Consider the following 24,689-nt stretch of genomic DNA (forward strand, 5'->3'; position numbering starts at 1 on the left):
CTGGCTGGCCGACAACGTGAATCCACCAGTCGGCTCGCTACCCATGAATTGCCAGAACTATGGTCACTCCGATTCGTTCGTGTTGCTTCTCGACCTCGCCACCCGTGTCTCGGACGCGGAGACGACGCCGCTCGACTGGTCGTTTTGTCTCCAGTGCCCTGCGTGTGAGAGCACCGACGTCGATGGCGACCCGTCGAAACTGTTCGCCCGGCTTCAGGACTCAACGGTGTCGTCGTAAACCGCATCGTTGGCGGTCGTCGTCGCGTCCGTCCACGTCACCAGTGTCGTCCCCGTATCCGCGGCGATGTCGGCTAGCCGTCTCTCAAGCGCGCCGACGCGAACCGCGTGCAAGCAATCCACGAGATGTGGATGCTGTCGAAGCCAGAGACCGTCGAACCCGTCGTCACGGAGCACCTCCGCTACGTAGTCGATGGCATCCAGCAGGGTTCGCGTGCCGAATCGCTGTCTCGTTCGACCGTCCGTGGTGGGCGTTGTGACGTAGAGCGGGAGATACGGACAGTCGCCGCGATACGTTGCGACGAATCCGGCATCGAACGTCACGACGGTATCGGGCGGTTCGAGCGGTGATTCCCATCCCCGGACGAGGATACTCTTCGCGTCCCGCTCGTGTATCTCGCGGATTCGCTCTTGTGTCATTATCGTCATATATGACTATATAGTCGAAATAGCTAAGAATCCATAACGGTACCGATTGCTTTGGGGGGAGTAGATGACGTCCGAACAGATACTCGGGACGACGACCGTGACGCAACGTTGGCGAATCAGCCTCATCAAGGCCGTTCGAGAGGAGTTCGAGGAAGCGGGCGAGGAGGTAAAGGAAGGCGACCGACTCGTCTTCAAGAAGCGGGACGGTCAAATCGTCGTCGAACCGGCGTGAGAACGTCACCGAGTGCGGTCCTGAATCGCCTCCGGCAGGCGCGGGGGAGAAAACAAAGCATTACTTACTACGCTTCGAGGGTTCGGGTATGCCCCTTCGGAAACCGCCGTTGCGCGACCGACACGACGAGCGGGGCGCGACGTTCACCGAGTTCGGCGGCTGGGATATGCCCGTCGAGTTCGATTCGATAAAGCAAGAACACGAGAGCGTCCGGCACTCCGTCGGCATCTTCGACGTCTCCCACATGGGGGAAATAGAGGTCAGCGGACCCGATGCCGAGCGCCTCATGCAACGACTGACGACGAACGACGTGACCCAATTGTCTCCCGGCGACTCCCAGTACGCGATGATCACCGACGAGGACGGCGTCATCATCGACGACACCGTTGTCTACCGACTTCCGGAGGACGACGACGCGGAGTTCCTGTTCATCCCGAACGCCGGTCACGACGAGATGATGCACGACCGCTGGAAGCGATTCCGTAGCGAGTGGGATATGGACGCGGAAATCCGCAATGCGACGGACGACTACGCGATGTACGCGGTCCAAGGCCCGGACGCCGCCGACGCCGTGAACGAGGCCGCGGACGAGTCGGTCGCCGACCTCTCGAGGTTCGAAGCGATGTACGCGAGCGTCGCGGGCGTTCGGTGTTGGGTCGCCCGCACCGGTTACACGGGTGAAGACGGATTCGAACTCATCCTGCCGTCGGACGAGGCGGAAACCGTTTGGGACGCGTTCGACTGCCAGCCCTGTGGACTCGGCGCGCGCGACACCCTTCGGACCGAGATGGGCTATCTCCTGTCGGGACAGGATTTCGACCACGAGGACGACCCGCGGAACCCCTACGAGGCCAAAGTCGGTTTCACGGTGAAACTCGATACCGAATTCGTGGGCCGTGATGCGCTCGAACGTGTGAAAGAGGAGGGCGTCGAGGAGACGTTCGTCGGTTTCCGACTCGTGGACAGGGGCGTCCCCCGACACGGTTACGACATCACGAGCACCGAAGACACCATCATCGGGACGGTCACGAGCGGGACCATGAGTCCGACGATTAGCGAACCCATCGGACTGGGGTACGTTCCGACGGACTACGCCGACCCCGGAACCGTCATCCGCGTGATGGTGCGCGGGCAGTCGAAAAAGGCAAAGATTGAGAGCACACCGTTTCTGAAAGACAAACAATGAGCTTCGAAGTACCAGAAGACCGGAACTATCTTGAATCGCACGAATGGGTGGCAGTGAACGACGGAATCGGAAAAATCGGCATCACCGACTTCGCGCAGGACGAACTGGGCGACGTGGTGTTCGTCGAACTCCCATCGGAGGGCGACGAACTCGAACAGGAAGGCAACCTCGGCGTCGTCGAGAGCATCAAAGCGGTTTCCGACCTCTACTCGCCCGTCTCGGGCACCGTCACGGCCGTCAACGACGAGTTGGAGAATACGCCGGAACTCGTCAACGACGACCCGTTCGGCGACGGATGGATGCTCGAAGTCGAACTCGACGACGAGAGCGAACTGGACGACCTGCTCTCCGCGGACGAGTACCGCGAGCAGATCGAGTAGCGTTTCGGCGGCAGCCGTTTCGATGTTTTTCTTCTGCACTACCTCACGACGAGAGCGGAGCGACCGCCGACGGTAATTCGGGCGACCGTCGACGGAGAATCGGGGCGACCGCCGTCGGCGGAACCCGAATAACTAACCGGGAAGGATATCAAGTAGTTTGCGTTTCCGTGCATATTTTTCCGCCTCTCGTCGCGGCGACGCTACAAATATGTACACGAATGTGCAACTCGCGCGAACGCTTTCCTCCCATATTAAAAGGGTGCGCTCCCTAGCCGAAGGCAATGACCGGAGGCAAGGCGAGTACGGGAAGCCCGTACGCACCGCACACGGCCGAGGAGACGGCGGCGATGCTCGATGCGGTCGGCGTCGAGAGCGTCGAGGACCTCTTCGACATCCCCGAACCGGTTCGCTTCGACGGCGAGTTCGGCATCGAAAAGCGCACCGAACAGGCGACCCGCCGAGAGTTACAGCGAACGCTCGGCGAGAACCGAACCCTGACGGAGTTCCTGGGTCGCGGCCATTACAGCCACTACGTCCCCTCGCTGGTGGACCACTTGGCGGACCGCTCGGAGTTTCTAACCTCGTACACGCAGTATCAACCCGAAGTCACGCAGGGATTCCTGCAGGCGCTGTTCGAATATCAGTCGATGCTGGTCGAGTTGACCGGCCTCGAAATCGCCAACGCTTCGATGTACGACCACGCGACCGCGTTGGCCGAGTCGGCGCTGCTCGCCGCGCGCGTCCGGCAGACCAGCGGTAACCGCGTCCTCGTCCCCGATTCTATCCTCCCCGAACGCCGGAGCGTCCTCGAAAACTACACCGACGGACCGGGCCTCGTCGTGGACGAGTACGCGACGGACGACGCGAACGCCGATATCGACTCCCTCGCCGAGACCATCGACGAGGAGACCGTCCTCGTCTACGCCGAAAACCCGACGACTCGGGGGACCATCGAGGAGAACCTCGCCGAAATCGGCGACCTCGCACACGATAACGACGCGCTGTTCTGCCTCGGCACCGACCCCGTGGCGCTGGCGCTGCTGCAGGAACCCGCCGCGGTGGGCGCCGATATCGTCGTCGGCGACGCGGCCGCGCTCGGCCTCCCGACGAGTTACGGAATGGGCCTCGGACTGTTCGCCACGCGCGAGGAGTTCGTCCGACAGGTTCCGGGCCGACTCGTCGGCGTCAGCGAAGACGGCGACGGCAACCGGGCTTTCACGCTCACGCTCCAGACGCGCGAACAGCACATCCGCCGGGAGCGTGCGACCTCGAACATCTGTACGAATCAGGCGTGGGTCGCCCTCCGAACCGCCATCCACATCGCGTATCTCGGCGCGTCCGGGTTGGTCGAACTGGCCGAAAAGTGCGTCACGATGGCCGACGACCTCGCCCAGCGACTGGACGACATCAGCGGCGTGCAGGCACCGGTCAACGACAGACACCACTTCCGCGAATTCGTCGCCCACACCGACCAACCCGCACCGCCCATCGTCGCGGATCTGGAGGAACGCGGCTTCGCGGTGCACGAAGTCGGCGAACACGAGGTACAGGTTTGCGTGACCGACGTGAACGAACACGCCGTCGATGAGTTCGTCACGCTGTTTACGGAGGTGGCCATCTGATGAACTATACACAAGCGAAGTGGGAACACGACGAGGACGACCTGTACGAGCCCCTCCTCTCCGAGAAGGACGGAGCCGAGGTCGAAATCGAGTCCTCTCTCCCCGACGAGTTGACCCGCGACAGTCTCGACCTGCCCGAACTGTCCGAACCCGAACTGGCGCGCCACTACACCCGGTTGAGCCAGATGAACTACGGCATCGACAGCGGACCGTACCCGCTCGGTTCCTGTACGATGAAGTACAACCCGAAGTTCACCGAGGACGTGGCGACGCTCCCCGGCGCGAGCGTCCACCCCGACCGCTCCGAGGGGAGCGTGCAGGGCACCCTCGAACTCCTCTACGGATTGCAGGACTACCTCGCCCGAATCGGCGGGATGGATGCGGTCAGCCTCCAACCCCCGGCTGGCGCGGCGGGCGAGTTCACCGGCATCCTCGTGGCGAAAGCCTTCCACGAGGCGAACGGTGAGGGCGACCAGCGGACGGAAATCATCGTCCCGGACAGCGCCCACGGAACCAATCCCGCGAGCGCGGCGCTCGGCGGGTACGACGTGGTTGAACTCCCGAGCGCGGACGACGGCCGCGTCGATATCGAAGCCTTGGAAGCCGCCGTCGGTGACAGCACCGCGCTGTTCATGCTCACGAACCCCAACACGCTCGGGTTGTTCGAGCGCGACATCGAACGAATCGCCGAAATCGTTCACGAAGCGGGCGGCCTGCTCTACTACGACGGGGCGAACCTGAACGCCCTGCTCGGACGCGCCCGCCCCGGCGACATGGGCTTCGACATCATGCACTACAACGTCCACAAGACGTTCGCCACGCCGCACGGCGGCGGCGGCCCCGGTGCCGGGCCCATCGGCGTCCGCGAAAAGCTGGCAGAGTTCCTGCCCGCACCGCGGGTCAAGAAGATGAACGGAACGTACGAGCGGTTCGACCCTGAGCGAACCATCGGGAAGGTCCACGGCTTCACGGGCAACTGGCTCGTGTTGATCAAGACCTACGCCTACATCGCCCGCCTCGGCGACGAAGGCCTCTCGGACGCCAGCGCGAAGGCAGTTCTCAACGCGAACTACCTCGCCTCGCAGATAGAGTACGACGTGCCGTTCTCCCCCTTCCACCACGAGTTCGTCGCCAGCGCGGGCGACCAAGACGCCGCCGACGTGGCGAAACGGATGCTCGACTACGGCGTCCACCCGCCAACGACGAAGTGGCCCGAAATCGTCTCCGAGGCCCTGATGACCGAACCGACGGAGATAGAAAACCGCGAGACGCTGGACGAACTCGCGGACGCGTTCAACGCTGTCATCGCGGAGGACGACGAGACGCTCGAAGCCGCACCGCAAAAGACGACCGCGAAGCGCATCGACCAAGCGAGCGCCGCGCGGAACCTTCGCCTCTCCTGGCACTCGCTGGACGACTAATTCCCTCGACTCGCTTCGTATCACGAGTCGGTCCGGCGTCGTCACGTATCACAACGGGTATCGTTCGTTTCCACCTCGGTTGAGAGGTGAACGAAATCCTGAAACCGTTTTGTCTCGTCCTCCTCTTGCTTCTCGCTGGCTGTAACGGCATGGCCACCGACCCGTCTTCGACGACTCACGCTCCGACCAGTCGAACGACGGTCGACACCGTGGTTTCGAACCGTACTACTTCCACGACGACACTCCCAACGAAAACCTGTACCGTCACGAACGAAACGAAGGACGGTAGCATCGTCGCCGTTCGACCGACGATGCACCGGGACGACAGGGAGGTCATCGTCATGACGCAGTGGAATGCGACCGCGAACGTCTCGAAACTCGACGTGACGCTGGACAGTAGCCGACTGTTCGAAGCCCGGTCGTCGGTATTGGACGGGGAGAATGTGAGTGGCTTCGGGCGATCCGTGGGAACCGCACCGCTTGCCGGACAATTGCAGGTCGAGCTCTACGACGACGGAAGGCAGGTTGGACAGTACAACGCGTCCATGGTCTGTGAACGGTAGCAAATCGTTTCTCGTGCAGCCGAATCTGTCGGATGTAAAACCATACCAGCCGAGGAGAGAATTCCAAATGTAACGGATGGACCAAGCACTCTACCGAAACCCGCGCGCTTACGATATTCTCTACCAACACAAGGACTACGAGGGTGAAGTCGAGTTCGTCCTCGACCGCTTCCGGGAGCACGGAAACGACGGCGGTTCGGCACTCGTCGTCGGCTGTGGCACCGGCAATCACAGCCGACTGCTCCAGCGGTCCGGCTTCGACGTGCTTGGTATCGACCCGAACCCGGCGATGCTCGACCGTGCACGCGAGAAATCGTCGGCGACCTTTCGCGTGGGTGCGCTCCCCGACATCGAACTCGACCGGACGTTCGATTTGGTGTGGGTTCCGTACACTGTCGTCGACTATCTGGAACTCGATACCCTCCCGTCCGCGCTGGCGACGTTGACTGAACTCGTCGCCGCCGACGGCCTCCTCGTGGTCGACACCGGTGATTTCCACGAACTCGGTGCGCCCGGCTTTCAACTCCTTTCGAGCGACGAGGGGTCGTGCGCACGACTGTTCCAGTATCACCGAGTCGATGCCGACCACGTTCGGATGGACGCGCTCGTCTTCCTCGACGACGAGTGGTTCTTCGACCAGCACACCCTGCTTGACGTCCCCGACGAGTCGATAGCCGAGGCGCTCCGCGCCCGCGAGTTCACCGTCGAGACGGCCGACTGGTACGGAACGCCGACGGCCATGGACGACCCGGCCGACGTGAAACACCGTCGTTCAGCGGTGAGCTGTCGTTAAGCTGGAGAGCGGGGCTTCGTTGGGATGGATGCCATCGCAAAGTGGAGGGGTTGGTCATCAGCGTGAGCCACCGCCGCGTGTGAAAGTTGGATTTCCCTTCTCCCGATGAGGAACTTCCCCTTCGACCGAGAGGAAATTCCCCTTCTGGCCGATGAGGAGAGTCGCCACTGAACGGAGCGAAGTCGCTACGAAAATCGAGATTCGGGCCGAATTATGCCGACGCGGAGTCGATGTCGCCGTCGATGCGGACGAGTCCGAAATCACATTCCGAGCAGCGCCACTTCGTCTTCTCGCCGAGGTGGAGGTTCGTGCTCGCGCTCCGCCAGAACGTCTGTTCGCTTCCGCACTCCGGGCAGTCGTGCTGCATTTCGAGGCTCATACGTGCCTCTCCGTGACTGACGAAGTTGAAGATACTGGTTTCACCCGGCTAGTCCTCCCCGCGCTCGAGATGCAGGGCGTCGAAAAACCGGTGTAACACGCGCCGGGACGTGAACTGGACGAGCTTCTCGTCGTCGGCATCCGAATCGGCGAACAGGCCGAGCGGAATCTGTGCCCCGGCCATGTCTGCGTGGCCACCCGCGCTTCCGACGTCGCCGAACGCCTGCTGGAGGACGTTGCCCGCGTGAACCCGGGGGTCGATGGACCGCGCACTCATCTCCACGGACCCGTTGACGACGCCGAACACGAGCACCGTATCCACTCCTTCGACGTTGAGGAGGTAGTCCGCGGCTTGAGCGAGCGCGTCGCGCTCGCTCGTTCGCCCGGCCGAAGTGGCGAGCGTCGCCCCTCGTTGGACGCGATTGCGAATCGCCTCGCCGATCGCGTCGACCGTCGCCGGGGAAAACGCCGCACCGTACAGCTCTTCGAGCAGGTCGAGGTCCGCATCCCGACAGACGTAGAGTGCGGCCTCGTACTCGTGGGGCGTCGGATTACGAATGAAGTCGATCCGTTCCCGATGGAGGGCGAACAACAGCGCCGACCCGAGTTGAACATTGACTCCGATGTCGAGATCGCGCAAATACTCGATGAGGATGGTCGCGGTCGCGCCGTAATCCTTGCGCACGTCGACGAACTCGGCTGTCGGGTTCTCCGTGGAGTGATGGTCGATGACGATATCGGGTTTCACCGAGTCGAGTTCCGTATGTCCCGCCGGTGTCGAGTGGTCGACGAAGGCAACGCGGTCGAACTCCTCGGGGTCGAACGTATCGAGGTGGTCCAACTCGACGTGAAGCAGGTTGACGAACGCCCGGTTCTGCTGGTGGGAAATCGCACCCCCGTAGAAGAGTTCTACGGTGTCGACACCGCCCGACTCGGCGATGACCGAGAGCGCGAGCGCACTGGCGATGCAGTCCGGGTCGGGGTTGTCGTGGCAGACGACCGCGAGCGAGTCGACCCCCGCGAGGTACTCGACTAACTCCTGGGCGCGGGTCATGATAGCCGTTCGACGCGAGACGGTATCAAACCGTGGCTGGGTATCCGGTACGCTCACGAGAAATAAACTGGATACCACGATACAGAATTAGTTGGGGACGGACACGGCCGGACGCTGTATTCTCGCCTCACGCATGCCTCACGTACCGGTGTTCCACGCGTATTCGGTCGTGACGCGGCGTTCGATACGAGCGATCGAAGCATCGGCCAAATCCGGGATGTCATCGACCGGAGTATCATTGATCGTCCGCCGAATGTCGTCGTTCGTTCCGATGAGTCATCGGGCGCGCTTGCGCCTCAAAAATCGTTCTGACACGCCTGAATGACCAGTTTTGGCTCGTCGTACAGGCTGTTTACCGTGTGTTTGCCCTTTCCCCTCCCGCGCCCTCGCTGGTCCTGTTTGATGAGGTCGAGGAACTCCAACTCGGTAAGCAAATCCCTGACGCGTCGTTCCTTCAGGGGTTCGGAGTCCATCTGTTCACAGATTTGGCGGTAGGAGTGCTGGACGACTTTGTTCGGAATCTCGGGGTCCTCCTCGTTCGACTGTTGGACCCGCGAGGCGAGCGCGAGCAGCACGTAGCGCGCGTGCGGTGGCTGCTTGGAGATGAGTTCCGAGATGCGGTTCGCTCCTTCGCGGTCCTGTGCGACGTCGACGTGTTCGTCCCGGACCACCGATTCGCGTTCCTCTTCCGCGACTTCGCCAGCGAACCGGAGTACGTCTATCGCTTTGCGGGCGTCGCCGTGTTCTCGTGCCGCCAGCGCGGCGACCTTCGGAATTACGTCGGTTTCGAGGACGCCATCGACGAAGGCGTCGCGCCGCGATTCGAGGATTTCTCGGAGTTGCGTGGCGTCGTACGGCGGAAAGACGTAATCGCGTTCACAGAGGCTGCTTTTCACGCGCTCGTTCAGTTCGTCCTTGTACCGTATCTTGTTCGAGATGCCGATGACGCCGAGGTTACAGTCGTCTATCTTCCCGGCCTCGTTCGCGCGCGAGAGGTTCATCAGGAGGTTGTCCCCGGCGGTGTCGCCGCTCTTGTCGCCGATTCCTTCGAGTTTGTCCACCTCGTCGAGGATGATGATGGCGACGTCGTACATGCTTTCGAGGACGGTCCACAGTCGGTTGTAGTACATCGAGGTGCTGATTCCCTGCTCGGGAATGGTCGTCCCGCTCCGTTCCTCGTCGTTGAGTTGCGCGGCGATGGATTGGACGACTTGCGTCTCGGTCGAATCCTGCAGGCAGTCGATGTAGGCGAAGCCCGCGTTGACGTCGTTTCGACCGGCGCGTTGCATCATCTGGCGGCTGATGAACTTCGTGCAGAGGGATTTTCCGGTGCCGGTCTTCCCGTAGAGAAAGATGTTGTTGGGGGTGTTCCCGTTCAGCGCGGGACGGAGCGCGGTACCGAGCCGTCGCAGTTCGTCTTCACGGCCGATGATTCGGTCGCCGTCGGGGAGGTGTGAGACTTGCAGAAGCTCCTTGTCGTTGAAGATTGCCGTATCGTCTCCGAAATAGTCCACTGACTCGGACATCTATAGAATCGTATGTCGGGAGAGATTATATAAACGTACCCCCTCATTGCCGCTGTAAATTTAGTATACCAACAGTAGAACGGTTCTATGGCTTATTCCCAACCCCTCGTTGCCGTTGTAACGACACCGAATTGCCGCTGTAACGGCCGTCCACAAGCGACGAGAGGACACCGCATTGCCGTTGTAAAGTCCGGCTTTGTTTAAATATGTGTGGATTTGGATTGTCACTGAGACACCCCGTGTTGCCGCTGTAAGTTGGGGTGGTGTGGGGTGGACGGGAAGGAGGGGTGTGTTCGTGCGCCGATAAACGAAAAACGGAGAAGTAGAGTGATTAAAAGGGCGAAAAACCTCGTTCTCTCGTTCCGAGTCTCACAGCCATTCGCTCTGAGTGATGTGGGATTTCCGCTGGAGTAAGAACGCGACCGAGTCGCTACCTATTGTTTGCGACTCTTCTGCGGTGAAGTTAGGAGATTGGTTATTTAGTTCTATTGTTCTCACTGTAGCAGGAATTGCGTCCATCGAGCAGTACGGTGTTTGTCGAACTGTGCTCATCGAACTGTGCTCATTAGTCTCGTCACCGTTCATCGGTGCCGCCGTCCTACCGACGTCACACCATCGTCGCATCATCCCCATCGTCACCGTCACATCATCCTCCCGGTCACAACTGGTTGTCATCGTTACTATTTCATCAGTACTCCATCCATCAATCTTATATCCATTCGTCCGACATTCGAATCGATATTTCACGACGATTCTCCACGATTCACACCACACACCCCATCTACCGCCCTCTTACAGCGGCAACGTGGGGTGTCGGACGACCATCTCTGAAATCAACAACTTCTCTCGACAACTCACCTCGATATTCCCCCTTCCATTTCACAATCATCTCTAGAAATATGACGGCCTCCGAACTCACGACTGTTCCCGGAACTATCCGAACTGCCACTTCGTGGCGTCGTTCGGGTAGTCGCTCCACGCGAAGACGGTCTCCAGTTGCACCGTGAAGAACGGCGCTCCGTGGTGAATCCCGTACTTTCCTTGATACGCCGAATCGAGTCTGTCTTCGAGGTCCGTATCAGTGACGCGCTCCGCGGTGCCTTCGATGATGACGACTGCTTCACCACTCTCCCGATGGACGACGATTCTGGAATCTAGCTGGAGATTTCGAACCCAGCGCGTCCGTTCTCCGCCGCCGCAATGAACGGTGTCATCGACCCAGACGCCCCACACTGGGCGGGCGTGAGGGTGGCCGTCCGGTCGATTCGTGCAAATCCAGTAGTACTCGTCGTTCGCCATCTGCTCGCGCACGAACGTCCACGAGAGCATCCCCGCCTCCTCGTCGGGAATGCCATAGCTTTGTTCGGTCCGTGGCCGACTCCGATGGGAGTCGAACTCCTCGACGTCGTTCCCCACCATCGACGGACATACGAGACGGATGGGCAAAGAGGTATCCGCCACTCTTACAGACAATAGTCCACTCCGCAACGATAGTCCACTCTGCAACGGTAGTCTACTCCACGACGATAGCTTACTTTACGCTCGCGTTCCATTGCTCGAGTATGAGTTCGATAACCCTGTACTCGCTCGACGGCTGTCCGTTCTGTGAGAAGGTTCACGACGCGCTCGACGACGCCGACATCGCGTACGAAACCGAGTGGGTCGAGCCGCTCCACTCGGATCGAAACGAGGTAAAACGCGTCAGCGGTCAGCGCGCCGTTCCCGTCCTCGTGAACGTGGACTCGGGCGTTACGATGGCCGAAAGCGACAAAATCGTCCAGTACGTGGAGCAGTCGCTCGCATGAAAATATACACCGGACGCGGCGATGCGGGCCAAACGGACCTGCAAGACATGTCCCGCGTCTCGAAAGCCGACCCGCGAATCGAAGCCTACGGCACGGTGGACGAACTGAACGCCCTCGTCGGTCGCTGCCGACCGACGGGCCACGACGACGTGGACGACCACCTCCGCAAAATCCAGAATCACCTCCACATCGTGCAGGCCGACTTCGCCAACCCGGACCCCGACGAGGACGACCCACAGGTGAAAAGCGAGCACGCCGATCTCCTCGAATCGTGGATGGACGGCTACGACGAAGAACTGGACCCGCTCACCTCGTTCATCCTCCCCGGCGGGGGCGAATCCGGGGCGAACCTCCACCACGCCCGCGCCGTCTGTCGCCGCGCCGAGCGCCGGGCCGTCGCGCTGGCGAGCGAGCAGGACATCAACGACGCCGCCGTCACCTACCTGAACCGTCTGTCGGACGCGCTGTTCATCTTCGCCCGCGTGGTGAACAAACGCGACGGGGAGCGCGAAGAGAGTCCGTCGTACTGACTTTCCTTCTGCTACTCGGAACTACACTGTCAGCTCACCCTTCGGAATTTCGTGATTCGTGATAATTCTGACGAGGGGGAATTCTAACGAGTGACGAGGTGAGATTCTGATGGTGGATAAAAGCTTCCCACGAGCGATAAAACAGACTTCGACGGATGCTTCCGTTCTCCGACTTACAGTCCCAGTTCGCGCCCGATAACGAGGTGCTGAATCTCGCTCGTCCCTTCGCCGATTTCCATCAGCTTTGCGTCGCGGAGGAACCGCTGCGGGGCGAAATCCTCGGTGTAGCCGTAGCCGCCGAGAACCTGTACGGCGTCTTCTGAGACCTTCCGCGCGGACTCGCTGGCGTCGAGTTTCGCCAGCGCGCTCTCGTGGGAGACGGAGTGGCCTTCGTCGTACTTGCACGCCGCTTTGTGGGTCAGCAGGCGCGAGCGCTCGATTTTGCGGTCCATGTCCACGATTTTGTTGCGGATGGCGTCGAACTTCGAGATGGGCTTGCCGAACTGCTCGCGCTCCTGACTGTACTCGTGGGCCGCCTCGTAGGCACCTTGCGCGATGCCGGTCGAGAGCGCGGCGATGCTGATTCGGCCGCCGTCGAGGGTCTTCTTCGTCTGCTCCCAGCCGTCGCCCTCCTCGCCGAGCAGTCGGTCCTCGGGAACGCGGCAGTCGGTGAACTGGATTTCACAGGTGGGCGAGGCGTTCAGTCCCATCTTGTCCCAGACGGTCGTGACCTCGAAGCCGTCGTCCTCTTCGGGGTCCACGATGAACGTCGAGATGCCGCCGTAGCCCGCGTCGCGGTCCGTGACGGCCTTCACGAGGACGCTTCCCGCGACGTTGGCGTTCGTGATGAACTGCTTCGTGCCGTTGATGACCCACTCGTTGCCGTCTTTCTCCGCGGTGGTGTCCATGTCGCTGGCGTCGGAACCGGAGCCGGGTTCGGTGAGCGCCCACGAGCCGAGGTACTCGCCCTCCGCGAGCGGCGTCAGCCACCTCTCTTTCTGTTCTTCGGTGCCGAACATCTCGATGGGTTTCGACGCCAGCGAGATGTGCGCAGCATACGAGAGGCCGATGGACCCGGACACGCGACCCAGTTCCTCCGCGACGAGGGCGTACATCAACTGGTCGCCGCCCAGTCCGCCGTACTCCTCGCTGACGGGAACGCCCATCATGTCGAGCGCGGCGAGTTCGTCGAAAATCTCCGCGGGGAATCGGTGTTCGGTCTCTATCTCCTGTGCAATCGGTTCGATTTCCTCGTCACAGAACTCCCGAACGGTGTCCCGCACCATCTTGTGTTCGCCGGGAAGGTTGAAATCCATGCGCAATTTTTGCGCGGGTTTGGCTATAAAGACACCGCCATGTCTTCGACATGGCGAGCCTTCAGTTGCTCCGCTCCTGAAGACACCGAAGAAGGGAAACCTGCTTCGAGCCCCCACTCACTCCGTTCGTGGGGACACTGCAACAACGGAGTTGTTGCGAGCCTTCGGTCACTTCGTTCCCGAAGACACCGCTACAGCGTAGCTGTAGCGAGCCCTCATTCGCTTCGCTCACGAGACCACCGAAGCACAACGAAGGGGTCTCGTGACAGCGAGTGACTTTATCAATGGGGGGGACTAACCAACCTCCGATGGGTATTCGGCGACTGGTTCGTGGCACGATAGAGTGGCCGCGCATCGAGGCGGTCATTCGGGAGATTGCGGAGCGGTACGACCGCGACGAAGTTCGCGTCGAGTTCATCGACGCGGATAACTGGCTTTCGACGCCGTGCGTCGTGGACGACGAGTGGTTCGTCAAGATAACGACGGGGCAGAACTCGCTCGTGCACGCGCTGTTCACCAGCGCCCGAAACCTCGGCGCGTTCACCAGCGGCACCGAGGGGTTCTTCGAGCACTTCGCCGGGCCGGAGGAGATGGCCGAACACGAACTGGAAGCCACGCGGAAGATGCGCGAAATCGGGCTGAACGTCCCGGCACCGATAGAGTCGTTCGAATACGACGACCTCGGCGTGTTAGTGATGGAGTACCTGCCGGACTTCGAGACGTTCGAGCAGATGCCCGAGACGGAAGTTCGCGCGTACGCTCCGAACCTGTTCGCGGCGCTGTCGCGCATGCACGAGAACAACCTCGCACACGGCGACCTGCGCGGCGAAAACGTCCTCGTTGCGAACGGGGAGATATATTTCATCGATGCGACCAGCGTGAACGGGGAGCGAATCGACGAGGCGAGGTCGTACGACCTCGCCTGTGCGCTCGCCTCGCTCACGCCGCTCATCGGTGCTCGTGACGCCGTGGTAGCCGCCCGGGAGCATTACACGGCCGAAGAACTCCTCGCCGCCCGCGAGTTCCTCGACTTCGTGAACATCCGCCCCGACCACGATTTCGACGCCGCCAGCGCGAAGGGGGAGATCGAAAAGCTCGCCGAGACGGAAGACAGGGAAGAACGGGAAGCCAGCTAATCGCTCGCCAGTACTTGAACGGGAAACCAAGTGATCGCTCGCCGGTGCTTTCTTGTTCGCACTCCGCGAGCGGACGGATATGACCGACGAGCGACCGCGAATCGTCAACGAGTCGAATCTCGATTGGGAGGAAAAATCACACGGCCAGGATTTTCACGCGCGCCGAAAACGACTCGGAGCGATGGCTGGCGGCGAACAGTTGGGGTGTAGCCTCTACGAACTTCCGCTGGGCAAAAAATCGTGGCCGTATCACTACCACACCGGCAACGAGGAGGCGATTTTCGTTCTCGACGGGAACGGAACGCTCCGAACAGAAGACGAGGAGACAAGCCTCGAAGCGGGGGATTACGTCGCGTTTCCGGTCGGCGAGGAGTACGCCCGTCGGGTCGTCAACGATTCCGACGACGAACTTCGCTACCTATGTTTTTCGACCATGCGCGAACCCGACGTTTCGGTGTATCCCGACTCGGGGAAGTTCGGCGTGTTCGCGGGGTCGGCACCGGGGGACCACGAGGGCCGAACGTTGGCCGGGTACTTCCCGCTCGATGCCGAAGTCGGGTACTGGGACGGGGTAGACGAGTAGCGGAACGAAACGGGGAGACGAATAGTGGAAAAACGAGTCGGGGGGAAGAGAGAAACGACGGGGAAGAGAGAAAAATACGATGTGGTCGCCGCCGGTTATCACATCGGGGCGATAAATCCCGCTTCGTTCGTTAGGAATTGGGAGTCTTTTTTAGCGTACCCGTCCGAGTTCTTCTCGAAGATATGAGTCAACAAGCCAGCGAGCAGGTTTACAGCCACTACATCGGCGGCGAGTGGCACGACGGCGTGGGCGATGAGACGTTCGAGAGCGTTAACCCGGCGACGAAGGAGTCGCTCGGCGAGTTCCAGCGCGGAACACCCGAGGACGTCCAGGCCGCCCTCGACGCCGCGGAGGAGGCAGAAGAGGAGTGGCGCGAGCTTTCGTACGTTAACCGCGCGGAGTACCTCTGGGACATCTACCACGAACTCCGAGAGCGAACGGACGAACTCGGCGAAGTCATCACGAAGGAATGTGGGAAGGAGATTTCCGAAGGGAAGGCCGACGTCGTTGAAGCCGCGCACATGGTCGAGTGGGCCGCGGGCAACGCCCGTCACCCGCACGGCGACCTCGTACCGAGCGAGATTCCGAGCAAGGACGCCTACATGCGCCGCAAGCCGCGCGGCATCATCGGTTGCATCACCCCGTGGAACTTCCCGGTCGCCATCCCGTTCTGGCACATGGCCCTCGCGTTGGTCGAAGGGAACACCGTCGTCTGGAAACCGGCCGAGCAGACGCCGTGGTGTGGGCAGATAATCGCCGAGATGTTCGAGGACGCGGGCATCCCGGACGGCGTGTTCAACATGGTCCAAGGCTTCGGCGACGCCGGAAACGCCATCGTCGAGGACGAGCGCGTGGACACCGTGCTGTTCACCGGTTCCTCGGAAGTCGGTCACAAAATCGCGGGCAAGGTCGGCGGCGAACCCGGCAAACTCGCGGCCTGTGAGATGGGTGGCAAGAACGGCATCGTCGTCACCGAGAACGCGGACCTCGACGTCGCCGTTCACAGCGCCATCATGTCCTCGTTCAAGACGACAGGCCAGCGTTGTGTCTCCTCCGAGCGCCTCATCGTCCACGAGGACGTCTACGACGAGTTCAAGGAGCGCTACGTCGCAACCGCGAAGGAGATCTCCGTCGGCGACCCGCTCGACGAGAACACCTTCATGGGACCGATGGTCAACGAAGAGCAGGTCGAGAAGTTCGGCAAGTACAACCAACTCGCCAAGGACGAGGGCGCGAACGTGCTCGTCGACCGCGAGGAACTCGACGACGACGAAATCCCGAACGACCACGAGAAAGGATTCTGGGTCGGTCCGTTCGTTTACGAGGTCGATTACAGCCCCGACCTGCGCTGCATCCACGAGGAAGTGTTCGGTCCGCACGTCGCCCTGATGAGCTACTCGGGTGGCATCGAAGAAGCAGTCGAAATCCACAACGACACGCCCTACGGACTGGCCGGAGCCATCATCAGCGAGGACTACCGACAGGTCAACTACTTCCGCGACAACGCGGAGATCGGCCTCGCCTACGGCAACCTCCCGTGCATCGGCGCGGAGGTCCAGTTGCCGTTCGGCGGCGTGAAGAAGTCCGGCAACGGCTACCCGAGCGCCCGCGAAGCCATCGAGGCGGTTACCGAGCGCACGGCGTGGACGCTCAACAACTCGAAGGACATCGAGATGGCACAGGGCCTCTCGGCGGATATTAAGACTGAAGACGAAAACTAACCGGGAAGAGTCGAGCGGTGCGAGACGATTCCCCGTAGTTTTCGTCTTCACAGAGGACGAATAAACAAACCCAATTTCCGATTCTCTTCGAAACCGAGCGCTGTCGCTGACGTTCGAGTTACGACGCGGAACGAGACCGCTCTCGAAGAAGATAGTGTTTCGATAGGAGACGACGCTTCGGTTTTGACTTGCGAAGGTGGAAGACGGCGAGAGGCGAGACGGGTGGGTGGTGGCTTCCGGAAGCCAATGTGGGTCCGACCAGTTCCCACGCGACGAAGCGCACAGTCCCAGTTGTTGCCAACACACGACGAGAAAAGCGTCGCATACTGGCATTCATCCCTTTTTCCTTCTTGGTTATAAATCTGTGCAACTCGCGCCGCCCGTTCGGCGGTCGTCGCCACCGACGGACGACGTGGCTGGATGAGGGTCCATTTTTGACGCATCGAAAACGACAGCGAGGCGCAAAGCGTCTCGTTCCGGGCGACTACACCTGCTTGCTGACGTACGGGCCGTCTGGTGGTAGCCCAACTTGTTCCGGTAGTACTCCCGCGCGCCGATGCCGGAGATGACGCTCACCTTGTCGTAGCCCGCGTCGGCGGCGATTTCCTCGGCCTTTGCCATCAGCTTCCGCCCGTAGCCGCGGTGTTGGTGCTGGGTTTCCTCGCTCGCCGCGCCGACGCCGACCTCGCTGCCGTAGACGTGAAGTTCGCGGACGACGGCGGCGTTGTCGAGTTCGCGGCGCACCGGGTCGCCGGGGAAGCGAAGGCGACAGAAGCCGAGCAGGAGGTCCTTCCTCCTATCTTCGAAGCTGATGAAGTGCTCCGTGCCGCCCGCGGCCTCGTAGGTCAGCACGTCGAGGTCGACGTTCTCGGGTTCTTCGTCGTTCATGCCGACCTCGCGGCAGCGGATGCAGTCGCACGTCCAGCCGTGTTCTTCCATCCGCTGGCGGGCGAGTTGTCGGAGGTTGGACTTCCACACGCCGCCGTCGATGAAGTCCGCCGGGATGTCGCGCTGGACGCGCTGGAGGCGGACGTACTTTGGAATCATCGACTTGATTTCCGCGACGAGTTCCGCGGCCTCCTCGTTGCGGAGCGGTTCGTACTCGCCCTTGTACCACCAGTCGTAGGTGGCGGTGCCGCGGACGACGAGCGTGGGATAGATTTTGAGGTAGTCCGGCTTCCACTTCTCGTCCTCGAAGATGCGGCGGAAGTCCTCGACGCACATCTCCTTCGACATGCCGGGTTGTCCGGGCATCATGTGGAAGCCGACCTTGAACGCCGAGTCTCGGAGGCGCTGATTGGCTTCGATGGACGCTTGTGCGCCGTGGCCGCGGTGCATCTCGCGGTTGATTCGCTCGAAGGTGGTCTGGACGCCGACTTCGACTTTCGTGCCACCCAACTCGAGCATCCGGTTTATCTGCTCGGGGTCACACCAGTCCGGCTTCGTCTCGAACGTCGTCCCGATGTTGCGGATGTCACCGGTCTCGTTCTCGGCGATGACGTCCTCCAAATACTTGAACTCGTGTTCGTCGGGACTCTGTGCGAAGCTCTCGCCTTCCGCCGGTTCGGGTTCCTTGTCCACGTCGTAGTCGTTCATCGCCTCCAGCGCGCGCTTGACGAACCACTCCTGATAGTCGTGGCTCCGGGCGGTCATCGTCCCGCCCATCAGGATGAGTTCGACCTTATCGACGGGGTGGCCGATTTGGCGCAGTTGCTCCAAGCGGAGCGTCACCTGCCCGTACGGGTCGTAATCGTTCTGCACGCCCCGCGCCGCCGCGGGTTCGTGGCCCGTGTAGCTCTGGGAGGAGGAGAACTCCGAGGACGGACCGCCGGGGCAGTAGAGACATTTCCCGTGCGGGCACTGCTCGGGGCTGGTCATGATGGCGATGGGTGAGACGCCCGACGCGGTTCTGACGGGTTTGCGCCGCAACACGGCCTCCAGTTCCTCGCGCCGCTCGTCCGGCGCGTGATCGAGAATCTCGGAGTTCTTCGGCACTTTCGGCGACGAGTACTCCGAGCAGGCGTCGAGTTTGGCGCTCTCCACGTCGTCGCGCTCCACGTCGCCCGCGAGGATGCGGTCTATCAGTTCCTCGCAAACCTGCTCGAACGCCTCCGTCTCCGTGGCGTCCGGCGTCTCGGTACTCATTGCTACGTAATCGTCGATTCCGCCGGATAAGCGTGTCGTCTACGACCGATTCCGTGGTGGGCGAAGGGAACGGTGGTAATCGAGGAGGTGAGGGCAGAAAGAGAAAGATGAAGAGACGAACGTCCGCGCGAATCGGCGGTTCCTTAGTTCAGCTCTGCGCTGACGGCTTCGATGACCGCATCGAGCGCTTCGTCGCGCTCGCCGCGGAGGAATTCGAACTTGCCGTCCTTCGTCCCGACGGGGATGATGCCGGCTTCCGGCGCGCGGTCGCGCACCGAGTCCGCGATGTCGCGGACGTTGATGGCACCGTCGCTTCGAATGTGAACTTCGTCGTCCGCCAGTCCGAGGGTGACGTTCTGGCTGCCGGGCTGGCCGGTCATGTCGCGGCGGTGGAGTGCGTCGAGGAGGACCGACGACGACGGGAAGTCGAAGCGGTGGGTGTAGGCGTCCGTGTCGAGGACGGTGAAGGTGACGCCGTTCGCGCCGCGGACCGTGAGGTTCGGCTCCGCGGTGTCGAGTTCGTTTTCGAGCTTCTTGCGGAACTGCTCGCTGACGTGTTCGGCGAGGTCGCGCTTCGCGTGCTCGAAGAGGAGGTCGGTGATGAGTTCGCGTTTGTCCTCGTAGGACTGGTAGTAGGCTTCCAGCGCGACCGCCTCGCGGAGCGCGGTGACGTGGGCCTCGTCGTAGCCCGCGTCCGTTGCGAGTTCAACGTACTCGCTCGGAGTGTCCTCCCAGTAGCTGACCGCCGGGAGGTGGGACACGTCGTCGCGCACGTCTGTGTTGACGTGGGCCGCGACGTTCGCGCCGAGGACGCCCGCCGTCACGCTGTCGCCCGACTCACCGAGGTACGGATTGACGACGCTATCCGCGGTTTCGGCGACGTCGTTGTCCGGGTAGTGCGTGTCGATGACGACGTGGGGCGCGCCGTAGATGTCGAGGAGCGAGAGTCCGTCGCTCGATTCGACGGTGCTTCCGGCGTCCACGAGGACGAAGAGGGGGAGTTTCTCGTCGTGGCGCTCGCGGTTGTCGAGCATCATGGTCGCGTCCTTCGTCGCGTCCTGCATGTCGTAGAACCCGTCTTCGAGCGGTCGGCGGTCGAAGTAGTGATACTGGGCGTCGCTTCGTGCGTGTTCGTCGCGCACGAGCGGGAGGACGGCGCGTTCGATGGCCGCACCGGCGACGTAGCCTTCCGCGCTCGCGTTGTGCCGGACGATGACAGGGCGGGATTCGATGACCGCGCGGCGAATCGTACTTGCGGCATCGCGGATGTCCTCGTGAATCCCCTCGACCGCGGCGTCGTCGGCGAGCGGTTCGACGTCGGCGGGGCGGGCTTCGTCTTCGAGTGCCTTCGCCAGTCGGTCTTCGACGGAGGCTTTCTCGTCCTCGGTGAGCGCGTCGAGCTGTTCCGTCTCGACTTGGAGTTCGTTGTTCCGGAGTTCGACCTCGCCGGTCAGTCGGGCGATGTCGCCCGTATCGACTTCGGGGTAGGCGCGAACGCCAGCCTCCTTGAAGGCGGCACAGTCGACGACGGCGGTCTCGTCGCGGAGTTCGAACACCGTCGGACCGCTCGTCTGGCTCGTGCTGACGATTTCGCCTTCGATTCGAACGCGGTCGCCAACGCGGTCGCCCAGCGTTTCGATGGCGACGCGTTCGGGAACCTCCATCTGGGAGGACACCGTGGCGCTTCCGACCGCGTTCCCGGAGCCGTCGGTCGTCGCCGACGGGTCCGACGAGCGTTCGGGCGTGGGTTCGGATTTCGGTTCGGCGTTCGATTCGGATTTCGAATCGGTGTTCGACTCGGTGTTCGAATCGGAGTCGGATTCGTCAGCGGCGGACGAGTCTTCGGTTCGCTCCGCGTCGTCGCCCGCGTCCTCGTTCGGGAGGTGAACGTCGGTCCCGTCTTGGATGAGTTTGCCGCGGAACTCGCGTTCCGATTGGCGGATCGACCAGCTGAGGTCGACGTTGCCGTTGTCGCGCACGCCGATGACCTCCACGTACACGGTGTCGCCTTGGTCCCAATCCAGACTCTCCAGTCTGCGGTCGAGCTCGCTCTTGTGAAGCAATCCCGTTACGTGGTTGCCGATGTCGATGAAGACGCCGAAATCGGCGAAGCCGTCTACGGTACCTTTGTAAAATCGTCCCGAGGTGAGCTGTTCCGGGCTGCTACCTTCGAATTCAAAGAGAACGTCCTGCTCGTGGCTCGAACAAATCGGGCCGTCAGCAGGCGTCCCGCAAATGACGCAGTTACCCATTTATACTGGCAAAGAATAGTCCCGGCCTAAAACGGTTGTCGAATTCCCGACGCCGTTCTCGACCCGTCACGCCGGGCCGACCGACCCGACGGTTCCCGCGATGGGATGGTCGAAGCAACATTATTCAAACCAAATTATTAAAGATAAAATTAACTTGTGGATTCGAGGACGAACGTACTGTAACGGATTGGGTCGTTCGTTGTTCGCAATTATTATTCATTCTGTTTGGAACGCCGAACGCGACGCGACCGGCCGTGCGCCACCTGTCGGCTTAGTAGTAATAGAACGAAAAGTCGTCGCCGCAGTGATGACAGTGAACGAGTTTCCCCTTCAACTGGTCGTCGTCGGACGACGCTTCGACGCGTCTTCGACGGCCGAGGTCCACGTTCGCTGCCGATCCACAGTGCGGGCAACCAATGCGCATGGCTGACTGGGACATGCCCACGACTTCGACGAGGAAAGCCATAGTTATACTCCGTCTAATCACGTGACACTGTGTATTGTTACCGTGCAACAGCATCCTACGGGTCCGTCAGTCCCGTTCGCGGTGTCGGTGGCCGAAGACGAGCGCCACCACGTTCGACAGCAGCAGCAGGAAAAACGTCTGTTGTTGACCGGCTGTGTCGAGGCCATTGACGAGGAGCGGCACGTAGAGGAACGGCAGCATGACCGCCGCCCAGAAGCCGATAAAGCGTATCGAGGAGACGAACGAGTGGGGGGACGAGAGATGCGTCTCGTCGCCGTCCACGTCGTTCGAATCGGTAATCATGGACATGTGCGTCACACCATGCTACTATCTACCACGATATTATTATTGGTCCCCTAACGAGCCGAAAAGATAGTACACGATGAGCCGGACGGTCGGGTGGCCGTCCGTTCCGTCGCTATTCGAAGACGTGGCTGTCGTCTTCCAGTCGCTCGATGTCCGCCGCTATCTTTCTAACGTCCTCAGGGAACAGCGAGACTTGCACCTCGTTGCCGTCTTCGTCCTCGAACACCAGTTTCACCCGCTTGTCGCCGAACTCCCGTGCTTCCGCCGATTCCACGTCGAACAGCTTCGCCGTCGCTTTCTTGTTCGTCGGACCGACGTTCTTCAGCGAACCGTCCTTCAGTTCGACCATAAAATCGTCCAGCCGTAGGTTGAGCATACCGTCGATACGACTTCCGTCCCTTAATTACCACGGGACGGCGCTCGCCAGTCCGGGAACCGCGACCACGAGGGCGCGGAACCCGCCGAAACCGTAGCCGAACACGACTGCGGCCGGGAGCGCGCCCACGGCCGCCGCGCGGAGGTAGGACGTGTTGTGAACTTCGCGCATCCCGATGACGAGCAGGACGGCCCCGTAGACCGTACAGGCTGCACGTAGCTCTGGGATGGGAAGTCCGGCCAACAGGCAGGGTGCGACCGCGTACCCGAGGACCTGTACCGTCTCGCTGATGCCGCCGCGTTCGGGAACGAGCAGCATCAGGATGACCGTCTGTAACGCCGCCGTCAGGTGGAGGACGGCGGGCGCGATGAACAATCCGACCAACGCCAGCGCGAGGAGTTTCGTGAGGAGCGGTCCTCCCGCGATGGTGCCGACGGTCAAGTCGCCGGTCGCCATCCGCGTTGCGACCTCTATCAGCGTTACGAGGACGCCGAACACCATTCCCGGGGCTTGGTCGCCCGGCGCGACGCCGGTTCGGAAAAAGCGGCGCGGCCGCACGAGAACCTCTATCCACGCGCGGACGATAGCCTGCGGTCCGCGGTCGCGTCCACCGGTCGGATTTTCGACCCACTGCGTCACGGTTCCCTCTACTCGCTCCGAAGGGTATGACAGTTCCGACACCGCGCTTCGTAGGACTCCTGTGCCCCGACCAGAATCGTCGGGTCGTCCACGTGCGCCGGTTCGCCGTCGATGAGACGCTGATTTCGCGTCGCGGGCTCGCCGCACGTCGCACAGATTGCCTGTAGTTTCTCGACGTACTCCGCCAGCGCGATGAGTTGTGGAACCGGGTCGAACGGTTCGCCGCGGAACGTCTGGTCGGTCCCGCTGACGACGACGCGTCGCCCGTCCTCCGCGAGAAATTCACAGACCGAGACGAGTTCCTCGGAGAAGAAGTTGGCTTCGTCGATGGCGACGACCTGTTCGCCGTTCAACCCGTCGGGAATCGCCCACACGCCGTCGTCGTCCGGTTCGACGACGGTCGCTTCCCACGAACTGCCGTCGTGCGAGCCGACGGTATCCTCGCCGTAGCGGTCGTCCAGCGCGGGCTTGAACACCGCGACCTCTTGGCCCGCGATTTCCGCGCGGCGAAGCCGCCGAAGTAGCTCCTCCGTCTTCCCGGAGAACATACAGCCGGTGATGACCTCGACCCACCCGCTGTTCGTGATTTTGTGCATGCTCGAATGGCGCTCAATCCGACATCAAAAGGGTTGCTCATTCAATCGACCGCGCCGATATTTTCCCCGCTCTCGAAACTCTTCGGGCAGGGTTCGATGTTCGCGTACAGGACGATTTGTCGCCCGAGCGCGACGACACGGTTTTCCAACTCCTCGTCGGTGAACGCGCCGTCTACCACCGCGCTGTGCGAGCGCGGTACCGCGGCCTCGTAGGGGAGCACCCACGCGTCCAGTGCCCGACAGACAGACCGGAGGTGGTCCATCGCCGTGACCGGAAATCGGCCACCAGCCACCGCGAGCAAGCCGACCGTCTTGTCCTCGAACTCGTCGAACCCGCAATAGTCGAGCGCGGTCTTCAGCGGCGAGGAGTACGACCCGTGGTACACCGGCGTCCCGAGGATGACCGCATCCGCCTCGCGCACGCGACGTTTCAGTTCCGCGGCGTCGCCAGCGTCCCGGTCCGCGGGGTCGAACAGCGGCAGGTCGAACTCGCGCAAGTCGAGCAGTTCGCCGGTCCCGCCCTCCGATTCCACCCCGACGAGCGCGTTTTGCAGCGCGACCCGGGTGGTGCTCTTCTCGTTGAGACTGCCGCAGATGGCCACGACTCGGGGTTGGTTCGTCATACCATGACATGGGTGCGCCAGAGCGAAATACGTTGTCGGCGAACGTCCGTGTCGAGGTTCCGAACGATGGCCGCGAATTCCCCAGACACGACGACCTTCGAACCCTCCCACACGCTGATGGCTGCCGACTTCCACGGGTCGGCGGGTGCGATTTTCGAACTCGCGCTCGACCGCGCCACCGACGGCTACGTCGGCATCGACCACGACGAACTGGAGATGGACCTCCCGGACGCGCCGCGCTGTCGAACGACGTGGAACGCGGTGCGCGACTCGCTCTCGTGGGTCGATGACGAGCATCCGGGCGCGTGGTATCACGCTTCCCTTCCGGATGCCAGCGCCGAATTCCGCGACCTGTGGTCGCTCGAAGACGGCGA

The 24,689-nt window shown here is 61.7% G+C and carries 25 protein-coding genes and 2 pseudogenes; 13 read left to right on the forward strand and 14 right to left on the reverse strand.

Going from position 1 to position 24,689, the window contains the following annotated elements:
* Nucleotides 1-213: 213 nt before the first annotated feature.
* The gene (locus BG842_RS17315; protein ID WP_018128771.1) at nucleotides 214-657 is read right to left on the reverse strand and encodes a hypothetical protein; all 444 of its coding nucleotides are present in this window, start codon (nucleotides 655-657) and stop codon (nucleotides 214-216) included.
* 73 nt (nucleotides 658-730) lie between these two features.
* Between BG842_RS17315 and BG842_RS30045 the strand changes: the two genes are divergently transcribed.
* From BG842_RS30045 to BG842_RS31890, 7 genes are all read left to right on the forward strand, one after another.
* Nucleotides 731-898 (forward strand): hypothetical protein, encoded by a 168-nt coding sequence (locus BG842_RS30045; protein WP_175424197.1) that lies wholly within the window; start codon nucleotides 731-733, stop codon nucleotides 896-898.
* Between the two features lie 88 nt (nucleotides 899-986).
* Complete coding sequence (gene gcvT, locus BG842_RS17320; RefSeq protein ID WP_069451744.1) at nucleotides 987-2,084, forward strand: glycine cleavage system aminomethyltransferase GcvT; 1,098 nt, start codon at nucleotides 987-989, stop codon at nucleotides 2,082-2,084.
* Nucleotides 2,081-2,464: a glycine cleavage system protein GcvH gene (gcvH, locus tag BG842_RS17325; RefSeq protein ID WP_069451745.1), complete on the forward strand. Its 384-nt coding sequence runs from the start codon at nucleotides 2,081-2,083 to the stop codon at nucleotides 2,462-2,464. The genes gcvT and gcvH overlap by 4 nt, the downstream gene beginning before the upstream one ends.
* Nucleotides 2,465-2,745: 281 nt before the next feature.
* Nucleotides 2,746-4,086, forward strand: coding sequence for an aminomethyl-transferring glycine dehydrogenase subunit GcvPA (gene gcvPA, locus BG842_RS17330; protein WP_069451746.1), 1,341 nt, complete (start codon nucleotides 2,746-2,748; stop codon nucleotides 4,084-4,086).
* Nucleotides 4,086-5,507: an aminomethyl-transferring glycine dehydrogenase subunit GcvPB gene (gcvPB, locus tag BG842_RS17335; protein ID WP_069451747.1), complete on the forward strand. Its 1,422-nt coding sequence runs from the start codon at nucleotides 4,086-4,088 to the stop codon at nucleotides 5,505-5,507. The genes gcvPA and gcvPB overlap by 1 nt, the downstream gene beginning before the upstream one ends.
* Nucleotides 5,508-5,593: 86 nt before the next feature.
* Complete coding sequence (locus tag BG842_RS17340) at nucleotides 5,594-6,070, forward strand: hypothetical protein (protein WP_069451748.1); 477 nt, start codon at nucleotides 5,594-5,596, stop codon at nucleotides 6,068-6,070.
* A 76-nt stretch (nucleotides 6,071-6,146) separates the two neighbouring features.
* Nucleotides 6,147-6,863: a bifunctional 2-polyprenyl-6-hydroxyphenol methylase/3-demethylubiquinol 3-O-methyltransferase UbiG gene (locus tag BG842_RS31890; protein ID WP_254663272.1), complete on the forward strand. Its 717-nt coding sequence runs from the start codon at nucleotides 6,147-6,149 to the stop codon at nucleotides 6,861-6,863.
* 211 nt (nucleotides 6,864-7,074) lie between these two features.
* Here BG842_RS31890 and BG842_RS30050 read toward each other — a convergent pair whose 3' ends face one another.
* From BG842_RS30050 to BG842_RS17360, 4 genes are all read right to left on the reverse strand, one after another.
* Complete coding sequence (locus BG842_RS30050) at nucleotides 7,075-7,242, reverse strand: hypothetical protein (protein ID WP_007977818.1); 168 nt, start codon at nucleotides 7,240-7,242, stop codon at nucleotides 7,075-7,077.
* 48 nt (nucleotides 7,243-7,290) lie between these two features.
* On the reverse strand, nucleotides 7,291-8,295 hold the full coding sequence (locus BG842_RS17350; protein ID WP_069451749.1) for a bifunctional oligoribonuclease/PAP phosphatase NrnA: 1,005 nt from the start codon (nucleotides 8,293-8,295) through the stop codon (nucleotides 7,291-7,293).
* 296 nt (nucleotides 8,296-8,591) lie between these two features.
* Complete coding sequence (locus tag BG842_RS17355; protein WP_069451750.1) at nucleotides 8,592-9,821, reverse strand: Cdc6/Cdc18 family protein; 1,230 nt, start codon at nucleotides 9,819-9,821, stop codon at nucleotides 8,592-8,594.
* 933 nt (nucleotides 9,822-10,754) lie between these two features.
* Nucleotides 10,755-11,240 carry a pyridoxamine 5'-phosphate oxidase family protein gene (locus BG842_RS17360; RefSeq protein WP_069451751.1) on the reverse strand — a complete coding sequence of 162 codons (486 nt, stop codon included), beginning with the start codon at nucleotides 11,238-11,240 and terminating at the stop codon, nucleotides 10,755-10,757.
* Nucleotides 11,241-11,383: 143 nt separating this feature from the next.
* On the opposite strand from BG842_RS17360, the gene BG842_RS17365 reads away from it, so the two are divergent.
* Together BG842_RS17365 and BG842_RS17370 are read left to right on the forward strand one after the other, a co-directional pair.
* A complete protein-coding gene (locus tag BG842_RS17365; protein ID WP_069451752.1) occupies nucleotides 11,384-11,626 on the forward strand; it encodes a glutathione S-transferase N-terminal domain-containing protein in 243 nt (80 codons plus the stop codon).
* Nucleotides 11,623-12,156, forward strand: a complete 534-nt coding sequence (locus BG842_RS17370; protein WP_069451753.1) for a cob(I)yrinic acid a,c-diamide adenosyltransferase — start codon at nucleotides 11,623-11,625, stop codon at nucleotides 12,154-12,156. Before BG842_RS17365 ends, BG842_RS17370 begins: the two co-directional genes overlap by 4 nt.
* A 173-nt stretch (nucleotides 12,157-12,329) precedes the next feature.
* Here BG842_RS17370 and BG842_RS17375 read toward each other — a convergent pair whose 3' ends face one another.
* On the reverse strand, nucleotides 12,330-13,472 hold the full coding sequence (locus BG842_RS17375; protein WP_069451754.1) for an acyl-CoA dehydrogenase family protein: 1,143 nt from the start codon (nucleotides 13,470-13,472) through the stop codon (nucleotides 12,330-12,332).
* A gap of 308 nt (nucleotides 13,473-13,780) precedes the next feature.
* Between BG842_RS17375 and BG842_RS17380 the strand changes: the two genes are divergently transcribed.
* The 3 genes from BG842_RS17380 to BG842_RS17390 all read left to right on the forward strand — a co-directional run bounded on the left by BG842_RS17380 (nucleotide 13,781) and on the right by BG842_RS17390 (nucleotide 16,912).
* Entirely contained in the window at nucleotides 13,781-14,608 is an 828-nt protein-coding gene (locus tag BG842_RS17380; RefSeq protein WP_069451755.1) for an RIO1 family regulatory kinase/ATPase, read from the forward strand.
* Nucleotides 14,609-14,687: 79 nt separating this feature from the next.
* The gene (locus tag BG842_RS17385) at nucleotides 14,688-15,191 is read left to right on the forward strand and encodes a cupin domain-containing protein (RefSeq protein ID WP_254663273.1); all 504 of its coding nucleotides are present in this window, start codon (nucleotides 14,688-14,690) and stop codon (nucleotides 15,189-15,191) included.
* A 182-nt stretch (nucleotides 15,192-15,373) separates the two neighbouring features.
* The gene (locus BG842_RS17390) at nucleotides 15,374-16,912 is read left to right on the forward strand and encodes an aldehyde dehydrogenase family protein (RefSeq protein WP_069451757.1); all 1,539 of its coding nucleotides are present in this window, start codon (nucleotides 15,374-15,376) and stop codon (nucleotides 16,910-16,912) included.
* A 484-nt stretch (nucleotides 16,913-17,396) separates the two neighbouring features.
* On the opposite strand, the pseudogene BG842_RS17395 reads toward BG842_RS17390, so the two are convergent.
* The 8 genes and pseudogenes from BG842_RS17395 to BG842_RS17430 all read right to left on the reverse strand — a co-directional run bounded on the left by BG842_RS17395 (nucleotide 17,397) and on the right by BG842_RS17430 (nucleotide 24,315).
* Nucleotides 17,397-19,057: pseudogene (locus BG842_RS17395) on the reverse strand (tRNA uridine(34) 5-carboxymethylaminomethyl modification radical SAM/GNAT enzyme Elp3).
* A gap of 143 nt (nucleotides 19,058-19,200) precedes the next feature.
* Complete coding sequence (locus tag BG842_RS17400; protein WP_069451758.1) at nucleotides 19,201-21,309, reverse strand: DHH family phosphoesterase; 2,109 nt, start codon at nucleotides 21,307-21,309, stop codon at nucleotides 19,201-19,203.
* Nucleotides 21,310-21,580: 271 nt separating this feature from the next.
* Complete coding sequence (locus BG842_RS17405; protein WP_069451759.1) at nucleotides 21,581-21,775, reverse strand: hypothetical protein; 195 nt, start codon at nucleotides 21,773-21,775, stop codon at nucleotides 21,581-21,583.
* A 66-nt stretch (nucleotides 21,776-21,841) separates the two neighbouring features.
* Nucleotides 21,842-22,084, reverse strand: a complete 243-nt coding sequence (locus tag BG842_RS17410) for a hypothetical protein (protein WP_254663274.1) — start codon at nucleotides 22,082-22,084, stop codon at nucleotides 21,842-21,844.
* A 109-nt stretch (nucleotides 22,085-22,193) separates the two neighbouring features.
* Nucleotides 22,194-22,457 carry a hypothetical protein gene (locus BG842_RS17415; protein WP_069451761.1) on the reverse strand — a complete coding sequence of 88 codons (264 nt, stop codon included), beginning with the start codon at nucleotides 22,455-22,457 and terminating at the stop codon, nucleotides 22,194-22,196.
* Nucleotides 22,458-22,484: 27 nt separating this feature from the next.
* Entirely contained in the window at nucleotides 22,485-23,096 is a 612-nt protein-coding gene (locus tag BG842_RS17420; protein WP_069451762.1) for a YIP1 family protein, read from the reverse strand.
* Nucleotides 23,097-23,104: 8 nt separating this feature from the next.
* Nucleotides 23,105-23,692, reverse strand: a complete 588-nt coding sequence (locus tag BG842_RS17425) for a thymidine kinase (RefSeq protein ID WP_069451763.1) — start codon at nucleotides 23,690-23,692, stop codon at nucleotides 23,105-23,107.
* A 41-nt stretch (nucleotides 23,693-23,733) separates the two neighbouring features.
* Entirely contained in the window at nucleotides 23,734-24,315 is a 582-nt protein-coding gene (locus tag BG842_RS17430) for an NADPH-dependent FMN reductase (protein WP_069451764.1), read from the reverse strand.
* 66 nt (nucleotides 24,316-24,381) lie between these two features.
* On the opposite strand from BG842_RS17430, the pseudogene BG842_RS17435 reads away from it, so the two are divergent.
* Nucleotides 24,382-24,689 (forward strand): annotated as a pseudogene (locus BG842_RS17435) (hypothetical protein); the annotation flags it as partial.

The sequence above is a fragment of the Haladaptatus sp. W1 genome, assembly GCF_001723155.1.
Lineage (GTDB): Archaea > Halobacteriota > Halobacteria > Halobacteriales > Haladaptataceae > Haladaptatus > Haladaptatus paucihalophilus.

Bases quoted from the DNA above. Each gene is read 5' to 3' on its own strand.
- BG842_RS17405 (WP_069451759.1), bottom strand. From the start codon at position 21,775: ATGGCTTTCCTCGTCGAAGTCGTGGGCATGTCCCAGTCAGCCATGCGC.
- BG842_RS17315 (WP_018128771.1), bottom strand. From the start codon at position 657: ATGACACAAGAGCGAATCCGCGAGATACACGAGCGGGACGCGAAGAGT.
- BG842_RS17380 (WP_069451755.1), top strand. From the start codon at position 13,781: ATGGGTATTCGGCGACTGGTTCGTGGCACGATAGAGTGGCCGCGCATC.
- BG842_RS17410 (WP_254663274.1), bottom strand. From the start codon at position 22,084: ATGTCCATGATTACCGATTCGAACGACGTGGACGGCGACGAGACGCAT.
- BG842_RS17400 (WP_069451758.1), bottom strand. From the start codon at position 21,309: ATGGGTAACTGCGTCATTTGCGGGACGCCTGCTGACGGCCCGATTTGT.
- BG842_RS17360 (WP_069451751.1), bottom strand. From the start codon at position 11,240: ATGGTGGGGAACGACGTCGAGGAGTTCGACTCCCATCGGAGTCGGCCA.
- BG842_RS30045 (WP_175424197.1), top strand. From the start codon at position 731: ATGACGTCCGAACAGATACTCGGGACGACGACCGTGACGCAACGTTGG.
- BG842_RS17370 (WP_069451753.1), top strand. From the start codon at position 11,623: ATGAAAATATACACCGGACGCGGCGATGCGGGCCAAACGGACCTGCAA.
- BG842_RS17350 (WP_069451749.1), bottom strand. From the start codon at position 8,295: ATGACCCGCGCCCAGGAGTTAGTCGAGTACCTCGCGGGGGTCGACTCG.
- gcvH (WP_069451745.1), top strand. From the start codon at position 2,081: ATGAGCTTCGAAGTACCAGAAGACCGGAACTATCTTGAATCGCACGAA.
- BG842_RS30050 (WP_007977818.1), bottom strand. From the start codon at position 7,242: ATGAGCCTCGAAATGCAGCACGACTGCCCGGAGTGCGGAAGCGAACAG.
- BG842_RS17390 (WP_069451757.1), top strand. From the start codon at position 15,374: ATGAGTCAACAAGCCAGCGAGCAGGTTTACAGCCACTACATCGGCGGC.
- BG842_RS17375 (WP_069451754.1), bottom strand. From the start codon at position 13,472: ATGGATTTCAACCTTCCCGGCGAACACAAGATGGTGCGGGACACCGTT.
- gcvPA (WP_069451746.1), top strand. From the start codon at position 2,746: ATGACCGGAGGCAAGGCGAGTACGGGAAGCCCGTACGCACCGCACACG.
- BG842_RS17425 (WP_069451763.1), bottom strand. From the start codon at position 23,692: ATGCACAAAATCACGAACAGCGGGTGGGTCGAGGTCATCACCGGCTGT.
- BG842_RS31890 (WP_254663272.1), top strand. From the start codon at position 6,147: ATGGACCAAGCACTCTACCGAAACCCGCGCGCTTACGATATTCTCTAC.
- BG842_RS17430 (WP_069451764.1), bottom strand. From the start codon at position 24,315: ATGACGAACCAACCCCGAGTCGTGGCCATCTGCGGCAGTCTCAACGAG.
- gcvT (WP_069451744.1), top strand. From the start codon at position 987: ATGCCCCTTCGGAAACCGCCGTTGCGCGACCGACACGACGAGCGGGGC.
- BG842_RS17365 (WP_069451752.1), top strand. From the start codon at position 11,384: ATGAGTTCGATAACCCTGTACTCGCTCGACGGCTGTCCGTTCTGTGAG.
- BG842_RS17355 (WP_069451750.1), bottom strand. From the start codon at position 9,821: ATGTCCGAGTCAGTGGACTATTTCGGAGACGATACGGCAATCTTCAAC.
- BG842_RS17385 (WP_254663273.1), top strand. From the start codon at position 14,688: ATGACCGACGAGCGACCGCGAATCGTCAACGAGTCGAATCTCGATTGG.
- gcvPB (WP_069451747.1), top strand. From the start codon at position 4,086: ATGAACTATACACAAGCGAAGTGGGAACACGACGAGGACGACCTGTAC.
- BG842_RS17415 (WP_069451761.1), bottom strand. From the start codon at position 22,457: ATGCTCAACCTACGGCTGGACGATTTTATGGTCGAACTGAAGGACGGT.